This is a genomic window from Streptomyces regalis, assembly GCF_001509475.1.
Lineage (GTDB): Bacteria > Actinomycetota > Actinomycetes > Streptomycetales > Streptomycetaceae > Streptomyces > Streptomyces regalis.
This window is the reverse complement of sequence record NZ_LLZG01000037.1, coordinates 1-21,212: the sequence shown is the minus strand read 5'-3', so window position 1 is coordinate 21,212 and position 21,212 is coordinate 1. Positions and strand designations below refer to the sequence as shown.

General features: G+C 72.5%; 14 protein-coding genes. 5 read left to right on the top strand and 9 right to left on the bottom strand.

What is annotated here, in order from left to right; all coding sequences use genetic code 11:
• Window positions 1-526, bottom strand: a 526-nt coding sequence (locus ADL12_RS08085) for a cell division protein PerM (protein ID WP_244187815.1), incomplete at its 3' end; no start/stop codon positions are given.
• A 189-nt stretch (window positions 527-715) separates the two neighbouring features.
• On the opposite strand from ADL12_RS08085, the gene ADL12_RS08080 reads away from it, so the two are divergent.
• Window positions 716-1,537: a SigE family RNA polymerase sigma factor gene (locus ADL12_RS08080; protein WP_062700063.1), complete on the top strand. Its 822-nt coding sequence runs from the start codon at window positions 716-718 to the stop codon at window positions 1,535-1,537.
• 180 nt (window positions 1,538-1,717) lie between these two features.
• Here the strand turns inward: ADL12_RS08080 and sucD are convergent, their stop codons facing one another.
• From sucD to ADL12_RS08040, 7 genes are all read right to left on the bottom strand, one after another.
• Window positions 1,718-2,602 carry a succinate--CoA ligase subunit alpha gene (gene sucD, locus ADL12_RS08075; protein ID WP_062700059.1) on the bottom strand — a complete coding sequence of 295 codons (885 nt, stop codon included), beginning with the start codon at window positions 2,600-2,602 and terminating at the stop codon, window positions 1,718-1,720.
• Between the two features lie 27 nt (window positions 2,603-2,629).
• The gene (sucC, locus tag ADL12_RS08070; RefSeq protein ID WP_062700057.1) at window positions 2,630-3,811 is read right to left on the bottom strand and encodes an ADP-forming succinate--CoA ligase subunit beta; all 1,182 of its coding nucleotides are present in this window, start codon (window positions 3,809-3,811) and stop codon (window positions 2,630-2,632) included.
• Between the two features lie 527 nt (window positions 3,812-4,338).
• Entirely contained in the window at window positions 4,339-6,459 is a 2,121-nt protein-coding gene (locus ADL12_RS53800) for a hypothetical protein (RefSeq protein WP_063806631.1), read from the bottom strand.
• Window positions 6,460-6,735: 276 nt separating this feature from the next.
• Complete coding sequence (locus tag ADL12_RS08060) at window positions 6,736-7,767, bottom strand: hypothetical protein (RefSeq protein WP_062700056.1); 1,032 nt, start codon at window positions 7,765-7,767, stop codon at window positions 6,736-6,738.
• Window positions 7,768-8,078: 311 nt separating this feature from the next.
• Window positions 8,079-9,242, bottom strand: coding sequence for a VWA domain-containing protein (locus ADL12_RS08055; protein WP_062700054.1), 1,164 nt, complete (start codon window positions 9,240-9,242; stop codon window positions 8,079-8,081).
• Window positions 9,243-9,408: 166 nt separating this feature from the next.
• Complete coding sequence (locus ADL12_RS08050; RefSeq protein ID WP_062700052.1) at window positions 9,409-12,315, bottom strand: DUF5682 family protein; 2,907 nt, start codon at window positions 12,313-12,315, stop codon at window positions 9,409-9,411.
• Window positions 12,316-12,898: 583 nt separating this feature from the next.
• Window positions 12,899-14,029, bottom strand: a complete 1,131-nt coding sequence (locus tag ADL12_RS08040) for an ATP-binding protein (RefSeq protein ID WP_062700048.1) — start codon at window positions 14,027-14,029, stop codon at window positions 12,899-12,901.
• A 166-nt stretch (window positions 14,030-14,195) separates the two neighbouring features.
• Here ADL12_RS08040 and ADL12_RS08035 point away from each other — a divergent pair, with 166 nt between their 5' ends.
• Window positions 14,196-15,551 (top strand): SWIM zinc finger family protein, encoded by a 1,356-nt coding sequence (locus ADL12_RS08035; RefSeq protein WP_062700046.1) that lies wholly within the window; start codon window positions 14,196-14,198, stop codon window positions 15,549-15,551.
• A gap of 69 nt (window positions 15,552-15,620) precedes the next feature.
• The gene (locus ADL12_RS08030; RefSeq protein WP_062700044.1) at window positions 15,621-17,249 is read left to right on the top strand and encodes a DUF5691 domain-containing protein; all 1,629 of its coding nucleotides are present in this window, start codon (window positions 15,621-15,623) and stop codon (window positions 17,247-17,249) included.
• An 83-nt stretch (window positions 17,250-17,332) separates the two neighbouring features.
• On the opposite strand, the gene icmB is transcribed toward ADL12_RS08030, so the two are convergent.
• Complete coding sequence (gene icmB / locus ADL12_RS08025) at window positions 17,333-17,749, bottom strand: coenzyme B12-dependent isobutyryl CoA mutase small subunit (protein ID WP_062700042.1); 417 nt, start codon at window positions 17,747-17,749, stop codon at window positions 17,333-17,335.
• Between the two features lie 647 nt (window positions 17,750-18,396).
• On the opposite strand from icmB, the gene ADL12_RS08015 reads away from it, so the two are divergent.
• Both ADL12_RS08015 and ADL12_RS08010 read left to right on the top strand, forming a co-directional pair.
• Entirely contained in the window at window positions 18,397-19,263 is an 867-nt protein-coding gene (locus ADL12_RS08015) for an esterase/lipase family protein (protein ID WP_062700038.1), read from the top strand.
• 293 nt (window positions 19,264-19,556) lie between these two features.
• Window positions 19,557-21,053 (top strand): M23 family metallopeptidase, encoded by a 1,497-nt coding sequence (locus ADL12_RS08010; RefSeq protein ID WP_244187814.1) that lies wholly within the window; start codon window positions 19,557-19,559, stop codon window positions 21,051-21,053.
• Window positions 21,054-21,212 lie beyond the last annotated feature (159 nt).

Sequence of the window (21,212 nt, the reverse complement as noted above, 5' to 3'; positions counted from 1 at the left end):
CCCCCATCACGACCGCCGGCACCCACATCCCGGTCGACCACCACGCCGGCCGCAGCTCGCCGCCCGCCGCGTACACCGCGGCCGCCGCCCCGACCCCGAGGTACCCGAGCACGACGCCCGTCCACGCCGTACGCCCCGCCACCAGCGGCGCCCCGTCACCCCTGTCCGCCGCCGTGTCACGCGCCGCCCTGTGCACCAGCAGCACCGGCAGGACGACCAGCAGCAACGGGGTGACCCCCATGGGGGCGGGGACGCCGGAGAGGGTGTCGGTGCGGACCAGTTCGGCGCCGTGCGCCAGCAGCCACAGCACGGCGGCGATGCGCAGCGCGCCCCCCGGCCCGCTGTCGGGATACGGCGAACTGACCCACAGCACCATCACCAGCACGGCGAACACACCGAGCCCCAGCCCGGCCGCCACCGCGCCGGACAGAAGGCTGGCGCCCAGCCCGGGCGTTCGGCCGCGCAGCCGCGTGAGCAGGGGCGACGGAGGCGTTCGGCGAGCGGTCATGTCGATCACGCCCGCCATGCTCCCAACGACACGCGCTTTTCCGCCGTAACAGGCGAACCTCCGATGTGTCGCTCAATATATGTTTATGTACTTTTTCGCACGAAGGGGCGTATCGTGACGCAGAGTCCCGGAGAGGCGCACGCGCAACTGCTCAGGTCCCTCGTGGAGAAGACGGAAGGTCAGGAGGCCCCGGAAGAGCTTGAGGTGATGACACGTCAGCCGACCGAACGCCCCCTCACCCCCGCCCAGGCCTTCGACGCGCTCTACGCCTTCTGCGCCCCCGCGCTCGTACGGCAGACGTACCTGCTCACCGGGCGCCGCGAACTCGCCCGCGAATCGGTCGAGCGGGCCTTCCAACTCGCCTGGCAGCGTTGGCCGGAGTTGGCCCGTGACCGGGACCCGGCGGGCTGGGTGCGGGCGACGGCGTACGACTGCGCCCTCTCCCCCTGGCACCGGTTCCGCCCCCGCTACCGGCACCCCGAACCCCCACCGCCGGACGCCTCCGACCGCGTCTTGCTGGACGTACTCCTCGACCTCACGGCGCCACAGCGCCGCACGCTTCTCCTCTACGACGGTGTGGGCCTCGACCTGCCCGACACTGCGGCGGAGACGGAGGCGAGCACCCCGGCGGCCGCGAACCGCCTCCTGCACGCCCGCGCCGCGGTCGCCGCCCGCCTCCCGGGCCTGGCCGACCCCACCGAACTCCACCGCCGGCTGGCCGAACTGGCCTCCGCGGAGCGCTTGCGCGCGGCCAAGCCGACGACGGTACGCGAGGGCAGCGAACGCCGGGCCCTCTTCTGGACGCGCGCGGCGATCGCGTTCACGGTGGCCCTCATCGGCACGACGGTGCTCACGCTGCGGACGGCTCCGACACATTACGAGCCACCGGTGCCGCCGGGGCAGACGGTGCTCGGCGTACCGCCGCGGGTGGCGCCGGGGCCGTTGTCGGAGAAGGAGGTTGAGCTGCGGGCCAAGTTGAGGTCGCAGGCGCAGAACGGGCCGGAACGGCTGGTGCCGCAGACGGAGTGAACGATGCGGCAACTCGCCATGCGACTACGGCCGTCCTCCGCCTGCGGGCAGTCATGCCGCTGGGGCGGCTCCCGACCCGAAGAGGGCGGCACCCGTCAGCGCGGCTGGCGACAACGCCGTGGGCCCGCCCCCACGCAGGGAACGGGCCCACCGACGTTCAGCTGACAGCCGTAACTACCTTCAGCCGCCCAGGATCTCGCGCGCGAGCTTGGCCGTCTCGGTCGGCGTCTTGCCGACCTTGACGCCGGCGGCCTCGAGGGCCTCCTTCTTCGCCTGGGCGGTGCCGGACGAACCGGAGACGATGGCGCCGGCGTGGCCCATGGTCTTGCCCTCGGGCGCGGTGAAGCCCGCGACGTAGCCGACGACCGGCTTGGTCACGTTCTCCTTGATGAAGGCCGCGGCCCGCTCCTCGGCGTCGCCGCCGATCTCACCGATCATGACGATCAGGTCGGTGTCGGGGTCGTCCTGGAACGCGGCGAGCGCGTCGATGTGCGTGGTGCCGATGATCGGGTCGCCACCGATGCCGACGGCGGTCGAGAAGCCGATGTCACGCAGCTCGTACATCATCTGGTACGTCAGCGTGCCGGACTTCGAGACCAGGCCGATACGGCCCGGCTTGGTGATGTCGCCCGGGATGATGCCGACGTTGGACTGGCCCGGGGTGATGATGCCGGGGCAGTTCGGGCCGATGATGCGGGTCTTGTTGCCCTTCTTGCCGGCGTACGCCCAGAAGGCGGCCGTGTCGTGCACGGCGATGCCCTCGGTGATCACGACGGCCAGCGGGATCTCGGCGTCGATGGCCTCGACGACCGCGTCCTTGGTGAACTTCTCCGGCACGAAGATGACGGAGACGTTGGCGCCGGTCTTCTCGATGGCCTCGGCGACGGTCCCGAACACGGGTACCTCGTTGCCGTCGAAGTCCACGGAGGTGCCCGCCTTGCGCGGGTTCACGCCGCCCACGACCTCGGTGCCGTCACCGAGCATGAGCTTGGTGTGCTTCATGCCGGTGGAGCCGGTCATGCCCTGGACGATGACCTTGCTGTCCTTGTTGAGCCAGATAGCCATGGTGTGTTGTGTCCTCGTCCTGAGTGCTTACTTGGCGGCGTGTGCCAGTTCGGCGGCCTTGTCGGCCGCGCCGTCCATGGTGTCGACGCGCTGGACCAGCGGGTGGGCCGCGTCGGTGAGGATCTGCCGGCCGAGCTCGGCGTTGTTGCCGTCGAGACGGACGACGAGGGGCTTGGTGACTTCCTCGCCGCGGTCCTCGAGGAGCTTCAGGGCCTGGACGATGCCGTTGGCGACCTCGTCACAGGCGGTGATGCCACCGAAGACGTTGACGAAGACGGACTTGACGTCCGGGTCGCCGAGGATGATCTCGAGGCCGTTGGCCATGACCTGGGCGGAGGCGCCACCGCCGATGTCCAGGAAGTTGGCCGGCTTGACGTTGCCGTGCTCCTCACCGGCGTACGCGACGACGTCCAGGGTGCTCATGACGAGACCCGCGCCGTTGCCGATGATGCCGACCTCGCCCTCGAGCTTGACGTAGTTGAGGCCCTTCGCCTTGGCCGCGGCCTCGAGCGGGTTGGCCGCGTCCTTGTCGTGGAGCTCCTCGTACTCGGGGTGGCGGAACTCGGCGTTCTCGTCGAGCGACACCTTGCCGTCGAGGGCGATGACGTCACCGGAGGCGACCTTCGCGAGCGGGTTGACCTCGACGAGGAGGGCGTCCGACTTGATGAAGGTGTCCCACAGCGTGATCAGGACGTTGACGACCTTGTCCGCGACCTCGGCCGGGAACTTGGCGGCCTCGACGATCTCGCGGGCCTTGGCCTCGTCCACGCCGTCGATGGCGTCGATCGCGATCTTGGCGACGGCCTCCGGACGGGTGGCCGCCACCTCCTCGATCTCCACGCCGCCCTCGACGGAGGCGATGGAGAGGAAGGTGCGGTTGGCACGGTCGAGGAGGAAGGAGACGTAGTACTCCTCCAGGATCTCCGGGGCCGTCTCGGCGATCATGACCTTGTGGACCGTGTGGCCCTTGATGTCCATGCCGAGGATGTCGGTCGCCCGGGCGACGGCCTCGTCCGCGCTCGCGGCGAGCTTGACGCCGCCGGCCTTGCCACGGCCGCCGACCTTCACCTGTGCCTTGACGACGGACTTGCCACCGAGGCGCTCAGTGGCTGCGCGGGCCGCCTCAGGCGTGTCGATGACTTCACCGGCCAGCACCGGTACATCGTGCTTGGCGAAGAGGTCCCTCGCCTGGTACTCGAACAGGTCCACGCGCTTCCGTCCCTATCAGTGATCTCGCGGTTCGTTGGATGCGTGGGCGTGCCGCGAAGGGCAACGTGACGTCCGCCGTCTGTCACAAGGGAGGCGCACACGGTGTCCGAGCGCGCGGCATGTCCGTCTCGCAGGTTATCGCTGCTTGCAGGAGGCCCCTAAATCGAGGGTCACACCTGAGCGGTGATACCTGTCACATGATGCCGCCATCAGCAAAGATCTCTGGCACGGCGTGCCGCGTGTGAGGTTCCGGTAGCGCACCGGTAGCGCAACAGGGAAGGACCCCACCGGGCTGGGGTTGACCCGGTGAGGTCCCTTGAGCAGCCCGAAGGGGCACGAATGGGCCGCCCCTGTGGGCTCTGGGCCGGTGATCCCCACCCCAATGGGGATCACGCGGCCCTTCCGCGGGGTTCCGGTCGGATCGGCCGACGGAGTTCGGCCGTCCGGATCCGTCTGCCCCGCGGAGTCGGTCGGTCGCCTCGGGGGCGCGGTGGTCGCGCCCGCCGTGGCGGCGGGGGGTGGTGCGGTCAGATGCCGTACGCGCCGCCGTGGACGTCCTGCGCGTAACCCGGCGTCATCGAGTGGGTCACGTGCTGGACGCCGGTGACGGCGTTGCCGGCCAGCGGGCCTGCCGAGTCCTGGACGGTCCCGGTCAGATCCCCGGCGAAGGGCGTGGCGTGGCCCGCGACACCGTGGGCGAAGGGGTTGACCTGCCCGACGACGCCGCCCGCGAAGGGCTGGACGTCGCCGACCACGCCGTACGCCAGGTTCGCGGTGCTGCCGCCGACGCCCTGCACGACCGGCTGGACGGTGTCCATGACCGTGTCCACGACGGGCTGCACGGCGCCGGTGACGCCATACGCGAACGGCTGCGTGTGAGCGGCGACGCCCTCGGCGAAGGGGACGGCCTGCCCGGCCACCCCGTACGCGAAGGGGTCGACCTCGCCGACGACACCGCCCGCGAAGGGCCGGACGTCGCCGACCACGCCGTACGCCAGCGCACCCGCGTCCCCGACGGCCTGCCCGGCGACCGGCACGACGCCGTGCACGGCCGTGTCGGCGACCGGCGGCAGAACGGCACCGGTGCCGTCGCCGGTTACCTGGCCGGCCAGGCCGGTGGCGTACGGCGGCACGTCCGCGGTGACGCCCTGCGCGACCGGCTGGACGTCGGCGACGGCGCCGTAGGCGAGGGGCTGGACGTCGGCGACGGTGCCGTGGGCGAAGTGCTGTACGTCGCCCACCGCGCCGTGGGCCACCGGCTGCACGCCCTGCACGACCCCACCGGCGACCGGCTGGACTCCCTGGACGGCACCGGCGGCAACCGGCTGGACACCGGCGACGGCCTGACCGGCCACGTGCTGTACGTCGGCGACGACGCCGTACGCCAGCGCGGTAGCGGCATCGACCGTGTACCCGGCGGTGCGGGCGACCCCGGCCACCGCGCCCTGGGCGACCGGCACGACGCCGTCCACCGCGTGGCCGACGACCGGCTGCACCCCGGCCACCGCGCCGAAGGCCACCGGCTGGACGCCGGCCACCGCGTTCCCGGCGACCGGGGTGACCCCGGCCACGGCGTGGGTGGCGGTGGGGGCGACACCGGCGACGGCGTGCTGGGCTGCGGGGACGACGCCGGCGACGGCGTGCCCGGCGACGGGCTGGACACCGTGCACGGCCTCGGTGGCGAGCGGCGGAACGGCCGCGTCGGCGGTCTGCTCGACGACCGGGTTGACCGTGCCGGGGACCGTGCTGACCTTGCCGACGACCCGCTGCTCGACGCCGCCGACCGTGCCGGTGACATGGCTGGGGACGGCCGAGACGGAGGCCTCGGCGGCCCCCTTGACGGCGGTGGCCTTGCCGGTGGCCGTGGACTTGGCGGCCGTTGCCGTGCCCGCGGCCCTGCTGTCGGCGTAGGCGACGGCAGCCTGCCCGGCGCCCTGCACGCCCGCCGCGGTGCGACCCGCGCCCGCGACGGCGTACTGCGCCTTCGTCCGTACGACGCCCTCGACGCCCTGCGCCTGCGAACGGGCCGCCGCCTGCGTGCCCTGCAGCTTCGTCTGGGCGGCGGCGAGCGCCTTTTCCAACTCGGGGGCGAAGGCGGCGAGGGGGCCGAAGAGGTAGTCGATGCCGGGGAGGTCCGGGGCGTCCTGCGGTGCGTTCCTGACGTCGGTGACGGCGTCGGCGCCCGCGGAAACCTTGGCCTCGGCCTGCGCGGCGGCCTTGTCCGCGCGGGCGGCCTTGGCGCCCTGGATGACCTGGGCTGCGCCCTTTGCCTTGGCGGCCTTGGTGGCCTGGGTGGCGGACGGGACGGTGACCTTGGCGTCGACGTAGCGGCGGGCCTGTTCGGCGGTGCTCTCGGGCGCCGTCCGGGCCGTGCCGGCGGTGTCGGTGATCGTGTCGGTGGCCGTGCCGGTGATGCCGGAGACGGTGTCGGTCACGTCGGAGACGACGCCGTTGACGGTGCCGGTGACGGCGTCGAGCAGGCCGGGGTCGTCGGCGCTGTCGGCCGCGGCGGTCGCGTCGGTGGTCGTGTCCGGTACGGAGAGGGTGGAGGCGGGCAGTTCGTCCGCGCTGGCGGCGGCCGAACCGAGCGCCCAGGCGCCGGTGACACCGGCGGCTATGACGATCGAACGACGGATGTTCTTGTTCATGCTTGCGTCGGATCCCTAGATCTTGGGGCTCCGAAGGTTCCCGGAGGAACGGAGATGCGAAGAACTCCGGGACTTCGGACGGTTGGGGACATTGCGGCGCCGGTTGCGGTCGCGGTCCGGGAAGTTGGGGACCAGCGGGATCGGGTACGGCTCCAGCGACTTCCGTCCGGGGAATGTCGGGGGACATCCAGGAGCTGGGGGGTGTCCGGACGGGCGGGCAGACCTGTTTCCGCCCCCGCGCGGCAGGTATACGGCGGGGAGGGCCGGCCTACTGGCCTATGCGGGGGAAACCGGAATGTCCCGGTGCCTGTCCTGGATCTCGTCCGCGTCGACGCGGGCGGCGGCGCCGGGCACCAGCCGCAGCGGAGGCCGCTGGTTCAGCGACACGGCGTGCGCGTCACCGTGCCGCGACGTACCGCCGTCGCCCGCCGAACGGTTGCCCAGCACACCGGCCGGGTGATCGACCGGTATCTGGCGGACGGGGGCGTACCCGAAGGTCGCGCCGAGGTGCACGCCGCCGACGACCGGGGCGTGGGACGCGGCGGCGTCGGCGACGAACCGGGGGCCGTGGACGACGGTCGCTTCTTCCCTGCCGGTGCGTCCCTCGTCGTCGCGTCGGTCACCCGGCGCGGGCGCTGCGGATCCCGGCTGGGGCGTCCCGGTGACGGGTGCGGGCAACGTCTGCCCGGGCACCGGGGGCAGCCCGGGAAGCTCCGTGCCGGGAACGTCCGGCAGCCCGGGGAATTCCAGCCCCGGCAGGCCCGGCCACGCCGGCGACTCGGGCGCCGTCGGCAGCACGGGCAGCCCCTCGGTCACCGTCCGCACGACGTCGCCGACCGGCTGTACGACATGGGTGCCGACAGCCTGGCTGACGTGACGGGCTACGGGGCTGAGGATTTGATCGTCGGTGGGGTGGGGGGCGCCGGCTCGGGGTGCCTGGTCCTGGGGTGCCGGGTGCCGGGGAGTTGCCGGCTCGGCCGGAACGATCGCCTCATCGCGAACGCCGGGCTTGGCCGGTGCGGTCACGAACCCCTCGACCGCATTCTCCGTCGCCGACCGGAGATCGGTGGAGGACGCGGACGACGCGGACGACGCGGACGAGACAGACGACTCGGATGACGCGGATGGCACAGATGACGTGGACGCAGTGCCCACCGACACCCCGTCCGCCGCATACGCCCGCTCTCCGCAGAGGAAGCCCAGCGCGAACAGGCCGCCCACCACCAGCACCACCTGCAGCGCACGCCGCCCGGCCGCCGTGCGCACGACGCGCAGAGCGGCACCCGGCAGAGCGGCTGGCCAGGTCAAGGGGCGACGGTCCTCCCGTGCGACGGAACGAAGTACGCGTGAGGTGCAGCGAAGTACGCGTGATGAGCAGCGAGTCGATGCGGCGCGGTACGGACGAGCGGGGCGCGGCGCACCGCTGAACAGGTGTCCGATCCTCGCACGGCCCTCCCGAGGTTGCGCAAGCCCCCCGTTCCCGATGCGCCTCATGTCCCTTTTGCTGGCCCAAGTCGGACGTCACCAGGTCGACAAATCACCAGCCATTCCCCGCCGATCCACCTCCTCGCGCCGCCCCCTCAGGCCGCCTGCTCGCACCGCCGGCTCACATCGCCTCCTCACACTGTGTCCGGCACCGGAATCGGCCGCTTCTCGATGGCCGCCGCCATCACGTCCGGGAACAGGTCGGGCGTACAGGCGAAGGCCGGTGCGCCCAGCGCGGCAAGGGCGGCGGCATGCTCCCGGTCGTAGGCGGGCGCCCCCTCGTCCGACAGCGCCAGCAGCGCCACGAACTGCACCCCTGACGCCTTCATCGCGGCGACCCGCTTGAGCATCTCGTTCCGTATGCCTCCCTCGTACAGGTCGCTGATCAGCACGACCACCGTCTCCGCGGGCCGGGTGATCTGCGACTGGCAGTACGCGAGCGCCCGGTTGATGTCGGTGCCGCCACCGAGCTGTGTGCCGAACAGGACGTCGACCGGGTCGTCGAGCTGGTCGGTGAGGTCGACGACGGATGTGTCGAAGACGACGAGCCGGGTGCTGATGGACCGCATGGACGCCAGCACGGCCCCGAACACCGCCGCGTACACCACGGACGCCGCCATCGACCCGGACTGGTCGATGCAGAGGACGACTTCCTTCTTCACGGACTGCGACGCCCGCCCGTACCCGATGAGCCGCTCGGGCACGATCGTCCGGTACTCCGGCAGGTAGTGCTTGAGGTTGGCCGCGATCGTCCGGTTCCAGTCGATGTCGTGGTGGCGTGGCCTGTTGATACGGGCGCTGCGGTCAAGGGCGCCGGTGAGGGTGGCCCGGGTGCGGGTGGCGAGCCGCTTCTCCAGATCCTCGACGACCTTGCGCACGACGGCCCTTGCCGTTTCCTTCGTGGTCTGAGGCATCGCCTTGTTGAGCGACAGCAGCGTGCCGACGAGGTGCACGTCCGCCTCCACCGCCTCCAGCATCTCCGGCTCCAGCAGCAGGGTGTTCAGCCCGAGCCGGTCGATGGCGTCCCGCTGCATGACCTGGACGACGGACGACGGGAAGTACGTCCGGATGTCGCCGAGCCAGCGCGCCACGGACGGCGCCGACGCCCCGAGCCCCGCCGAACGGTCCTTCCCCGACTGCGCCTTGTCCCCCTTGCCATAGAGGGCGGCCAGCGCTCCGTCCATCGCGGAGTCCCGCCCCGAGAGCGCGCGCCCGGTGCCGTCGGCGTCGCCCCCGCCCAGCACCATCCGCCACCGTCGCAGCCGCTCCTGGGCCGGGTCCATCGCCTCGGTCGTCATCGGCACGCTCCCTTGAGAGGCCGCTCCCACAGCGGGATCACCGGGATCCCCCGGATCCCCGGCACGGTCGTCGTCATGGGACCGCCTTGCACCGGGAACCCCTGCGCCTGCCTGCCGGCACCCACTGCTCCGGCCCGCTCCCTCGGCTCCGTCACACCGTCAGTCGTCATCCCGTCACCCCCACAAGGTCGTTCTCGACGTCCTCTTCCACGCGCTCCAGCCCCAGCAGCAAGCGCACCACCGGCAACACGGCATCCGCCCGCTCCAGGTCGAGCTCGGCGGCGAAGCCGGGTATGCCGGATCCGCCGGCCCGCGCACTGCCCCGCTCCCCCGGCCCGCGCCGAACCAGCTCGCCCAAGGTCCGCCGCACTCCGGGCTCATACGCCGAGAACGTGCGCCTCAGCAGCGGCAGCACGTCCGTGAACGCCTCCGCCGACACTCCCGTCAGCCACGCATCGACCAACCCGAGCAGCCGCTCGTCATGCACGAGCAGCATCCCGCCACCCGAACCCCCACCGACGAACCCCTCGATCCACGCGGCCGCCTCCCCCGGCGGCGTCCCCGGCGACAACGCGAGCCCCATCAGCCGCGCCGCCTCGTCCTGCGCCAACTCCCCGTCGTCCAGCAGCAGCCGCACAGCACGCCCCCGGATGACGCCGGGCACGGTGTCCCGCACGGACAGCACCCGGAGCACCGCATGCCAGCGGTTGCGCAGGCCGCCATGGCCGAGGGCGGCGGGCGGGTCGCCCATTGCGCCGCGCGCCGACGGTGTGCCGTGTTCTGACGGCACACCGTCACCTGGGGTGCCGTCCCCCGCAACGGCGGCCCCGTCCTCGGCACCCTGCCCCGAACCCACCGCATCGCCCAGCAACCCCACCGCTCCATGCACCGCATCCACATGGCGCCGCATCTCCTCGGCCGCGTCGGCGTCCAGGGCGGCGCAGGCCGGGGGCAGGCCGACGAAGACGCGCTCGGCGAGCCCCGCGGCGACCTCCGTGAGCGCTCCGGTGTCCGTGCCGCGCACATCGCCGTACCGCAGGGAACGGACCAGCGCGGGCAGGGCCTGGGCGAGACGGCCGACGTCCGCGTCGAGGGCGGCCCGGTCGGCGAGGATCTGCATCACCGCGGGCAGTGCGTCCGGCAGTTCGGCCAGCAGGCAGCGCTCGGCGAGGGCGGTGACGTCGGCCAGGCCCTGCGCGGCGACGGCGTCCGCTTCCGCTTTGGCGGTCGCCGCGGAGAACACGGTGGTCCCCCATACCCCGGCCTCCGCGACCCGCACGGACAGCTCGGGCTCCCACCGCAGCCGCCACGTCTCCCGGAACGTCCCCGTGCTGCCCCGCGACGCGACCGGCTCGCCCCACCCGACGCCCAGCAGCCGCAGCCGGTGCAGCAGCCTGCTGCGCTCGGCGTCGTTCTCCTTGCGCAGGTCGAGCTCCAACTCCCGCTCCAGGGCCTCCGGTTTGAGCCGCAGTCGACGCTGGATCCGGTCGAGGTCCCGCTGCAACGGCACCGCCGGCGCCGACCGCGGCACCTCCCCCAGCACGTCACCCACCACGAGCCGGTCCTGCACCAACGCCAGCGGCACGTCCGAGCCCTCGCACATCACCGCCCGCACCGCGTCGGTCGTCTCGCTCAGCCCCGGCAACGGGCGCCCCCGCATCACCGCGAGCGTCTCCGCCAGCCGCACCGCCTCGATGACGTGCGCCGAGGACACGATCCGGTCCTCGTCCCGCAGCAACCCGGCCACCTTGGTCATCCACCGCTCGACCGGCCGGTCCGGCGCGCCGAAGAGGTGCCCGTACCACCCCGGCGAGTCGATCCCCGCTCCGTACCCACTGACCCGAGCCAACCGGCGATACGTCCAAGGCACCCACGTCATGTCGGCCTTGGCCTTGGGCAACCCCTTCAGCAGCGCCTTGTCGGCGGCCACGGTGCTCTTCCGCCGCAGCGCGGGCACATGCCACGCCCCGCACACGACGGCCACCTCGTCCCCGAACTCCCGCTGAGCCGACCGCACTTGGAGCCGCATATACGCCTCCCGCACGAGATCCCGCTCATACCCCCCACTCCCGTACGCCTCCCGCAACGCCCCCATGGCCTCCTCGAGCCCGAGAAACGGCGCGAACGCGTCCCCGTCCCCCACTCCCCGGTGCTCGACAACGTCCTCCCACCACCGCTCGGGATCGTCGTAACCGGCGGCATCGGCGAGCACGGCGAGGGGATCGACCCGGACATCGGCACGGGGGTCGCTGCCGCCGGCCGCGCCGACACCAGACACACGGCCGCTCCCTGGACCGGCCTCCGGCGTCGGACCGCTCCCCGAACCGGCTGCCGGCGCCCGGCCGCCCTCCGAACCGACCTCCGGCGTCCGGCCGCTCCCCGAACCGGCCTCCGGCGTCGGACCGCTCCCCGGATCGGCTGCCGGCGTAGGGCCGCTCCCCGAACCGACCTCCAGCGTCGGACCGCTCCCCGAACCGACCTCCAGCGTCGGACCGCTCCCCGAACCGGCTGCGGGCATCGGGCCGCTCCCCGAACCGGCTGCCGGCGTAGGACCGCTCTCCGGACCGACCTCCAGCGTCCAGCCGCTCCCCGAACCGGCCTCAGACGTACCGCTACCTGCCCCACCGGCGTCAGCAGCCCCAGCCTCCCGACCGCCACCCTCAGCCCCCGGCCGGGCGTCGATTCCCGGCTCCGGCTCGGGCTCCGGCTGCGGCCCCCTCCCCTCGCCGGCCCCCGCATCTAGTGCGGGCTCGTCCTGCCCGCCCCACGCCAGCGTGTGCGTGGCCGGCAGGTCGATGAAGCGGGCCGGGACCTGGTGCTCCAGGGCCCAGCGGATCGCGACCCACTCCGGTGAGAACTCGGCCAGCGGCCAGAAGGCCGAGCGACCGGGCTCGTCCACGGCGTGAGCGAGGAGCGCGACCGGCGGCCGCATGTCCTCGTCGGCGGCGAGCGGGATCAGGGCGTCTGCCTCCGGCGGGCCCTCGATCAGCACGACCCGCGGCCGGGCCGCGTCCAGCGCCGCCCGCACGGCCCGCGCCGACCCCGGCCCGTGGTGCCGCACTCCGAGCAGCAATGGTCCCGGCGGCTTCGTTACCGGGGCTCGTACGGCCGAGGCGTCCGAGCACTCCGCCGGCCCGTCGCCCGCCCGGTGGGCACCCGCCTCCGAGCCCCCACTCCCCACCTCGTCAACGCCTGTCACACCGTCCCCCTCTCCTCCGCTGCCACCGCGTGTCCTCACCGGACGCCCTCCCGACCTCTCAGTGCCGCACGGTCACAGAACCGCCATGACCGCACCGCCGCCGCACACCAACTCGCAGCCGCGACCAACGGGTCCGCCCCTCGGCCCCCTCGGCTCCCTCCCGACCGCGCCCCGCATCACGTGCCCCGAGCCGCCGCCCCACACCACGGGCTCCGAGCCGCCCCGCATGACGGCCCCCGAGGAGCCCTTGATCACGATCCCGGAACCGCCCCGGCCCGACCCCGCTCACGTCCCTCAAGACCCTCACGGACCGCCCACCCGGCCTCGATCACCCGGCCTCACCGCGCCGGCCTCACCACGCCGACCCCACCACGTCCCACCCCGGCCACGGATCCGCCCGCCGTCGATCCGCCCGCCTTTGACCCGCCGCCAGGTCGGCCCCACCCAAGGTCGTCGTTCACGCGCTCACCTCCCGGCACGCCCGGTAGAAGTCCGTCCAGCCGTCCCGTTCACGCACGACCGCCTCCAGGTACTCCTGCCAGATGGTCCGGTCGGCCGCCGGATCGCGGACGACGGCGCCGAGGATGCCCGCGGCCACGTCGCCGGATCGCAGGACGCCGTCGCCGAAGTGGGCGGCCAGCGCGAGGCCGTTGGTGACGACGGAGATCGCCTCGGCCGTCGACAGCGTGCCGCTCGGCGACTTCAGCTTGGTGCGGCCGTCGGACGTCACCCCGTCGCGCAGTTCCCGGAAGACGGTGACGACACGGCGGATCTCGTCGATGCCGTCGGGCGCGGCCGGCAGGTCGAGGGAGCGGCCGATCTGGTCGACGCGGCGGGAGACGATGTCCACCTCGGCCTCGACGCTCTCCGGCAGCGGCAGCACGACCGTGTTGAAGCGGCGGCGCAGAGCGCTGGAGAGGTCGTTGACGCCTCGGTCGCGGTCGTTGGCCGTGGCGATGAGGTTGAAGCCGCGGACCGCCTGCACCTCCTGGCCCAACTCCGGTATCGGAAGCGTCTTCTCGGAAAGGATCGTGATCAACGTGTCCTGCACGTCCGCCGGAATACGGGTCAGCTCCTCCACCCGCGCCGTCATCCCCTCCGCCATGGCGCGCATGACAGGGCTCGGCACGAGGGCGTCCCGGCTCGGCCCGTGCGCGAGCAGCTGCGCGTAGTTCCAGCCGTAGCGGATGGCCTCCTCCGGCGTGCCCGCCGTGCCCTGCACCAACAGCGTCGAGTCGCCGCTGACCGCTGCGGCCAGGTGTTCGGAGACCCAGGTCTTGGCGGTGCCGGGCACGCCGAGCAGGAGCAGGGCGCGGTCGGTGGCGAGCGTGGTGACGGCGACCTCGACGAGGCGGCGCGGGCCCACGTACTTCGGTGTGATCACCGTGCCGTCCGGCAGCGTGCCGCCGAGCAGATACGTGGCCACCGCCCATGGCGACAGCTTCCAGCGGGCCGGTCGCGGACGGTCGTCCTGCGCGGCCAGCGCGGCGAGTTCATGGGCGAAGGCGTTCTCGGCGTGCGGCCGCAACGCCTCGGCCGGTTCCGTCTCCGCCGGCTCGACGGACGTCGGTTCTACGGACACAGGCATGGCAAAGTCCCCCTCCAGCTCGGCCGGTTCAGCCGTTTCGGATCTGGCATCCACGTTGCACCACGCCACTGACAATGCGTTCCGACCTGCGCAAACGCGCTCGCAGGGCCACTCGCAGGCCCGCTGCCCCGGCCGATTGTCAGTGGTGGGATCTACCTTCGATGGCATGACTCAGCAGGGGGTGCGCTGGACCGCGGACCAGGTGCTGGCACTGGCGCCTGACTCCGCGTCACGCAAAGCGGGAAGCAAACTCGGCGCGGCGGGGCCGTGGTCCGAGGCGGGGAGTTCCGACGAGGGGACGGTGTGGGGGCTGTGCAAGGGCAGTGGCAGCAAGCCGTATCAGACGGTCATCGACATCGCGGACGCGGCCGGGCCCGCGTACAAGTGCAGTTGCCCGAGCCGGAAGTTCCCGTGCAAGCACGCGCTCGGGCTGCTGCTGCTCTGGGCCGGCGAGGAAGGTGCGGTGTCGCCGGGGCAGCCGCCGGACTGGGCGGAGCAGTGGATAAAGGGGAGAAGGCAGCGCGCCGAGGACAAGCGGGCGGCGGGCGCGTCCGGTTCCTCGTCCGGGTCCGGTGACCCGGAGGCGGCGCGGCGCAGGGCGGAGCGCCGGGCCGTGCGGGTCACCGCGGGCGCGACAGAGCTGGAGCAGCGCCTGGCGGACCTGCTGCGCGGCGGCCTGGCCGGTGCGGAACAGGCGGGGTACGGGCCGTGGGAGGAGACGGCGGCGCGCATGGTCGACGCCCAGGCTCCCGGACTGGCCGCGCGAGTGAGGGAACTGGGGGCGATCCCGGCGTCCGGTCCCGGCTGGCCGGTGCGCCTGCTGGAGGAGTGCGCCCTGGTGCATCTCCTCGATCAGGGCTGGTTGCGCCGCGAGCGGCTGCCCGACGCCCTGGCGGACACGGTCCGCTCCCGCATCGGCCTGCCCTCCTCGGCGGACGGCCCGCCGGTGCGGGACCGCTGGCTGGTCCTCGCCCAGTACGACACGGCGGACACCAAACTGACGACACGCCGGATATGGCTCCACGGCGCCGACTCGGGCCGCACCGCGCTGCTCCTTTCCTACGGCGCCGCCGGCCGTGCCCCGGAGCTGGCGCTGCCGGTGGGGCTGACCCTGGAGGCAGAGGTCTCGGCCTACCCGGGCGCCGGGCAGCTGCGGGCGACTCTGGGCGAGCAGTTCGCACCGCCCACGCCGACGGCGATACGGCCGCCGGGGGTGACGACGGCCGAGGCGTCCGCCCGTTACGGCGAAGCGCTCCGCGAGGATCCCTGGCTGGACTCCGTCCCGGTGACCCTGGACCGGGTCGTACCGGCCCCGGACGGCGACTCATGGCAGCTGGCGGACGCCGACGCGGACACCGCACTGCCGCTCACCCCGGCCGCCCGCGGCCGCCCCGGTCTGTGGCGGCTGGTCGCGCTGTCGGGCGGCGCGCCGGTCAAGGTGTTCGGCGAGTGCGGCCACCGTGGATTCACCCCGTTGACGGCCTGGCCGGAGGGGGCGGGAGAGGCGGTGCAGCTGTACTGAGCGGGCGTCGCGCACCGACCGTGCGACGCCCGCCTCCCCGGGCCATACAGAAAGAGAGGAAGGAACCACATGAACAGGCCCTCCGCTCCCGTGGACTCGTCTCCGCCCAGCACCTGGGAAGAGCTCGTCACGGCGGCGCTGCTCGGCACGGACCGGCGTACGCCCCCGGGCTGCGCGCCGGGTCGTGAGGCGCCGGTGGCGCTGCTGGACGCGGCGGCCGTGGAGACCGTACGGCGGCGGGCGGGACTGCGGCCGGCGCGAGCGGCGCAGCGTCCGCAGCCGGCCCCCGAGGACCCGCGACCGGCGCTGCCCCCGGCGGCGGCCCACAGGTTGGCGATGCTGCTGGCCGACCGTCCCGGCGCGGCGGGCGGCGGCCGCAGAGGCACGTCACCGGACCTCATGGAGCTGCTGCCCCAGTGGCTCGCGACGGCGAACCAGCGCGGTTTCGCACCGCCCCCTCAGTCGCTGCCCGCGCTGCTGGACGCGGCGCGGGGGCGCACGGATCTACGGCCGGCGGTGCTGACGTTCGCGGGCCCGCGGGCGGTGTGGCTCGCCCGGCTGAACCCGGACTGGCGGTTCGCCCTGCGTGCGGCACCCGGCGGGGGCGCGGCACTGCCGCACCTCAAGGACTCGGCCAGGATCCAACAGCTGTGGCAGGAGGGGCTGTTCGCCGAGCGCGTCGCACTTCTCTCCGCTGTACGCACGCGCGAGCCCGCCGCCGCCCGCGAGCTGCTGACCACGACGTGGGCGACGGAGCGGGCCGAGGACCGGCTGATGTTCCTCGATTCGCTGCGGACCGGTCTGGGCCCGCGGGACGAGTCGTTCCTGGAACAGGCGCTGGCCGACCGGAGCCGCAATGTCCGGGCGACGGCCGCCGAGTTGCTCTCCGCACTGCCGGGTTCGGCGCTCGCCGCGCGGATGGCGGTGCGCGCCGGGGCGTGTGTGGCGCTGGACCGCACGCGGGAGACGCCGGCGATCAGTGTCGAGGCGCCGCACGAGTGCGACACGGGCATGGAGCGCGACGGGGTCGTGGCCAAGGCTCCGGCCGGGCGGGGTGAACGGTCGTGGTGGTTCGGCCAGTTGGTGGAGGCGGCGCCGCTCAGCACGTGGCCGGGGCGGCTCGGGGGGCGTACTCCGCAGGAGATCGTGGCGCTGCCGGTGGCGGACGACTGGCAGGGCGAGCTGCACGCGGCGTGGTGCCGGGCGGCGGTACGGCAGCGGGACGGCGAGTGGGCGAGGGCGCTGCTCGGGTCACCCTCGGCTCCCGAAGCGGGCGGTCCAGGAGCGGTGTCCTTGGCCGAGCGCGCGAAGCTCCTCGGCACGCTGGGCTCCGCCGAGCGGGCCGAGTGGGTCGCCGGGTTCATCGCGACGCACGGTCTGTCCGAGGCGTTTCAGCTGCTCGGGGTGTGCGCGGTGCCCTGGGGCGCGCCGCTCGGGCGGGCAGTGGTCGACGCGCTCAACATCGCGCGGGACGCGGGGAGTTATCCATGGAGTTTCAGTGGAGTGATGGGCCTGGCCGAGCGCTGCCTCGACCCGGCCGAGGCGAGCCGCCTCGACGGCCTGCAGGCGGTGCCGGACGAGTCGGAGGACGCGTCACCGGGGGCCGGGGGGTACTGGGCGGAGGCGTTCCAGCGGCTGGTCACGACGTTGCGGCTGCGGGCGGCGATGACCGAGGAGCTGGGGACGCAGGCGCCCTGAGGCCTCCAGTCGGGACCCGGCCCGCACCCCGGGCTCCTGCCCACGGGCTACCCCACGCGCTCGGCCCCGGCCGAGCGCGACGGCTACGCCCCCGCCGGCTGGCGCACGTTCGCACGCACCCAGTCCACGATCGCCTGCGTCGTGGCCCCGGGCGTGAAGATCTCCGCGACGCCCTTCTCCTTCAGCGGGGGGATGTCCGCCTCGGGGATGATCCCGCCGCCGAAGACCAGGATGTCCTCCGCGTCGCGTTCCTTGAGGAGGTCGATCACGGCGGCGAAGAGGGTGTTGTGGGCGCCGGAGAGGATGGACAGGCCGATCGCGTCGGCGTCCTCCTGGATCGCGGTACCGACGATCTGCTCGGGTGTCTGGTGAAGCCCGGTGTAGATGACCTCCATACCGGCGTCGCGCAGCGCCCGCGCGATGACCTTGGCCCCCCGATCGTGGCCGTCGAGTCCCGGCTTGGCCACCACCACGCGGATCGGACCGGCTGCCACACCCATCACTGCCTCCATGAAGCGACTACATCCATCCGTACCGACAAGTACCGCTCATATATGAGTTATGCCGCACAGGCCGCACATGCCATACATGATGCGCGTACGGCACTTTTCCGCCGCTCACCGCGTCGGACGCGCCACCGCGGCACGGACGCCCCGAGCCACGCTGCCCGGGGAAGTGAACGAACGTTATCTCCAGCATCCCGCAACCGGCAGTTTCGCGGTGCAGACCGAGGGGGAAATCACACGGTGGGACACGTTCGCCGCGCACCGTTCCACATCTCTGCGGCACACGGGCCGCAGCAGCCTGCGGTACACGCGTCGCAGCGGGACCACGCGCAAAGGGAGCCGCAACGAGGTCGCCGCACCACCGCGCCGCAGGCCGCGCGCCGTGGCGGTGCGGCGCATCGACGGTCGCACGAAGGGCACGTAGGGCAGGTAAGGCACGACAGCGGGGAGCCTCGTCGCCACACCGGCAGGGAGCCCCACCAGGTCATCGGCGCACCATGGCCGACAGGACCGGCTGACGCCACGCGCCTCGCTCACCCCACGCGCCTTCCTCATGCCCCGCCGGCCACCTCCGCCGCGACTTACCACGAGGGCACACGGGGGCCGGAGCCGTCCTCCTGCGTGCCGCAAGGAGGTCGGCCATGAAGGTCACCGGGGCAGCACTCCCCTTTCTTCCGCTCTGCCGGAACCTGCTCCCGAGCAGACTCGCCGGCCTCTCCCTGGCCCTGCTGAAGGCGACCGCCCTGGAGATCGCGATCCTCGCCGGACACCTGCTCCTGTATCCCTCGGGCATCACCCAGGAGCGCCGGACCACCCCAGCACTCCCCGCACAGGCACAGGACACCCCCCGACTGCCGACGGAGGCCAAACCCCCCGTCGTCCTGCTGCACGGCTTCATAGACAACCGCTCGGTCTTCGTCCTGCTGCGCCGCAGCCTCGCCCAGCACGGCAGGCACCAGATCGAGTCGCTCAACTACTCCCCTCTGACCTGCGACATCCGCGCCGCCGCGGAACTGCTCGGCCGGCACATAGAGGGGATCTGCGAGCGCACCGGCAGCAGGCAGGTCGACATCGTCGGGCACAGCCTCGGCGGGCTGATAGCGCGTTACTACGTGCAGCGTCTCGGCGGCGACCTCAGGGTCCGTACGCTCGTCACGCTCGGCACGCCGCACTCCGGCACCCGTGTCGTGCCGCTGGCGAACGCGCATCCCATCGTGCGTCAGATGCGCCCCGGCTCACCTGTCCTCGAGGAACTGGCCCGGCCCGCGCCCGGCTGCCGCACCCACTTCGTGAGCTTCTGGAGCGACCTCGACCACCTGATGGACCCGCTGGAGACGGCCTGCATCGACCACCCGGACCTGATGGCGCAGAACGTCCGCGTGAGCGGCATCGGCCACCTCGCCCTGCCGGTGCACCCCGCCGTGGCGACCGGGATACGGCAGGCTCTCGACACCGCACGGACAGGAGCCGAAGCCGATGCACAGGCCGGCGGCCTGACAGTGGCGTGATCGCCCTTCTCAACAGCTCTCTCGACGACCCCGGCAGCGCCACCCACACCTGAATCACACTCGGCACACAGCCTCAGGACAGCCGACCGACATCGAACAATCTTCGAACACAAGGCCAAACTCGCGCCCACAGTCGGCCAAAACACGGCCGAATGCCCGTTTCCTTCGGGCGCGAAACCTGCCGAAGATTGTCGTGCCCGCGTACTGCCGGGTACAGTCGCCGCACTGCTCTGGCAGCCCCTGTTGTCGAGGCGAGAGAGAAGTTGGTGAACGATCGTCACCCGTCGGGGACCATGACCTCCCCGGCTACGGCTTCCGATGCCGCCTCGGCGCACTATGCGTCGTACGGCGCCCAGGAAGCCCACTACGGTGACTCCACCACCTACGGCACCTACGCCGCCACTCAATTCGACCCCGCCGGCCACGCCACCCCGACCTTCGACGCGGACCCCCTGTTCGGCAGCCTCCCCGGCGAGAACACGGGCGCGTACGACACCACGCAGTGGTCCACGGGCAACCACCACACCGTGAACTACGACGCCTACGCGGCCCAGCACCACGCCGCCTATGACACCGGCGCGTACGACACCACGGCCTGGACGGCCGAACACGAGCGGCTCCCCTTCGTCCCGCAGCAGGCCACCGGCCACGACGCCTCCGGCCACTGGGACGCGAGCGCCTGGCTCCAGCCGGACCAGTCCGGCGCCCCGGCCGACCAGACCCAGCAGTGGGAATGGGGCACACAGACCTTCGACACCGGGGCGTATGACGCCACGCAGTGGAACTCCGACGGCGGCGCCGGGACCACCACGCAGGCAGCCGACGCATACGAGCAGTCAGCAGAATCCTTCGATCAGCAGGCGACCGCGCACTTCGAGCAGATCGAGCACGGCTCCCCCACGGCGTACGACGACCCCACCGCCTACGGCGATCCCGCCCAGCACGACGGCGAGTTGACCACCACCGGCGAGTTCCCCACCTCGGCCCCGCTCCTCGAGGGCCAGGAGGAGTCCGATCCGGCCCCCTCCCCGCGCGCCGCCTCCCGCAGCGGCTCCCGCTCCCGCCGCCGTACGCCCCCCAAGCGCTCCGCGCTGCTGACGATCGCCGTGCCCTCGGCGTGTGTGATGGGCGTCGCGGGGATTGCCGCCGCCTCCGTCGGCACCCTGACGACCGACGACAAGGACACGGTGACGACGGCCTCGGACGGCGAGGCCGTGAAGCCGTCCACCGCGAACAACAAGCTGGACTCCCAGCTCGAGAGCCTGTCCGCCGGCGCCGACGACTTCGCCGACCGGGCCAGCCGCACGCAGGAGCGCATCGACCTCAAGGCCCAGCAGGCGGCCGAGAAGAAGAAGGCGGCGGAGGAGGCGGCCCGCAAGGAGCGGCTGCGCCCCAAGTTCGCCCTTCCGGTGGCGCAGCACGGCCTCAGCGCCTACTTCGGCCAGGCCGGCATCAACTGGATGTCCGTGCACACCGGCATCGACTTCCCCGTCTCGTACGGCACGACGGTGATGGCCGCGACCGACGGCACCGTCCGGACGCAGTGGAACAGCGCCTACGGCAACATGATGATCGTGACCGCGAAGGACGGCACGGAGACGTGGTACTGCCACCTCTCCAGCTACCGTGTCGCCTCCGGTACGACGGTTAAGGCCGGCGACCCGATCGCGTACTCCGGCAATTCCGGCAACTCGACGGGCCCGCACCTGCACTTCGAGGTACGGCCGGGTGGCGGCTCGGCCATAGACCCGCTTGCCTGGCTGCGCAGCCACGGGATCAACCCGACGTAAGCGACCTGACAACTTTGTTGTGCACCCCCGCCCTGCAGCGGGGGCGCACTCTTGTCGGTGCTAGATGTACTCGGTCATGACTTTGGTGACAGTCGGCTGATCGGTGGCTGGCCGCCGAGCGCGGTGTGTCGGCGGCCAGTGTTGTAGAAGTGAAGCCAG

Excerpts from the sequence above, each read along its gene's own strand:
- ADL12_RS53800 (WP_063806631.1), bottom strand. The coding sequence starts at position 6,459 with ATGAACAAGAACATCCGTCGTTCGATCGTCATAGCCGCCGGTGTCACC.
- ADL12_RS08040 (WP_062700048.1), bottom strand. The coding sequence starts at position 14,029 with ATGCCTGTGTCCGTAGAACCGACGTCCGTCGAGCCGGCGGAGACGGAA.
- ADL12_RS08030 (WP_062700044.1), top strand. The coding sequence starts at position 15,621 with ATGAACAGGCCCTCCGCTCCCGTGGACTCGTCTCCGCCCAGCACCTGG.
- sucD (WP_062700059.1), bottom strand. The coding sequence starts at position 2,602 with ATGGCTATCTGGCTCAACAAGGACAGCAAGGTCATCGTCCAGGGCATG.
- ADL12_RS08055 (WP_062700054.1), bottom strand. The coding sequence starts at position 9,242 with ATGACGACCGAGGCGATGGACCCGGCCCAGGAGCGGCTGCGACGGTGG.
- ADL12_RS08080 (WP_062700063.1), top strand. The coding sequence starts at position 716 with ATGACACGTCAGCCGACCGAACGCCCCCTCACCCCCGCCCAGGCCTTC.
- ADL12_RS08015 (WP_062700038.1), top strand. The coding sequence starts at position 18,397 with ATGAAGGTCACCGGGGCAGCACTCCCCTTTCTTCCGCTCTGCCGGAAC.
- ADL12_RS08010 (WP_244187814.1), top strand. The coding sequence starts at position 19,557 with ATGACCTCCCCGGCTACGGCTTCCGATGCCGCCTCGGCGCACTATGCG.
- icmB (WP_062700042.1), bottom strand. The coding sequence starts at position 17,749 with ATGGGTGTGGCAGCCGGTCCGATCCGCGTGGTGGTGGCCAAGCCGGGA.
- ADL12_RS08035 (WP_062700046.1), top strand. The coding sequence starts at position 14,196 with ATGACTCAGCAGGGGGTGCGCTGGACCGCGGACCAGGTGCTGGCACTG.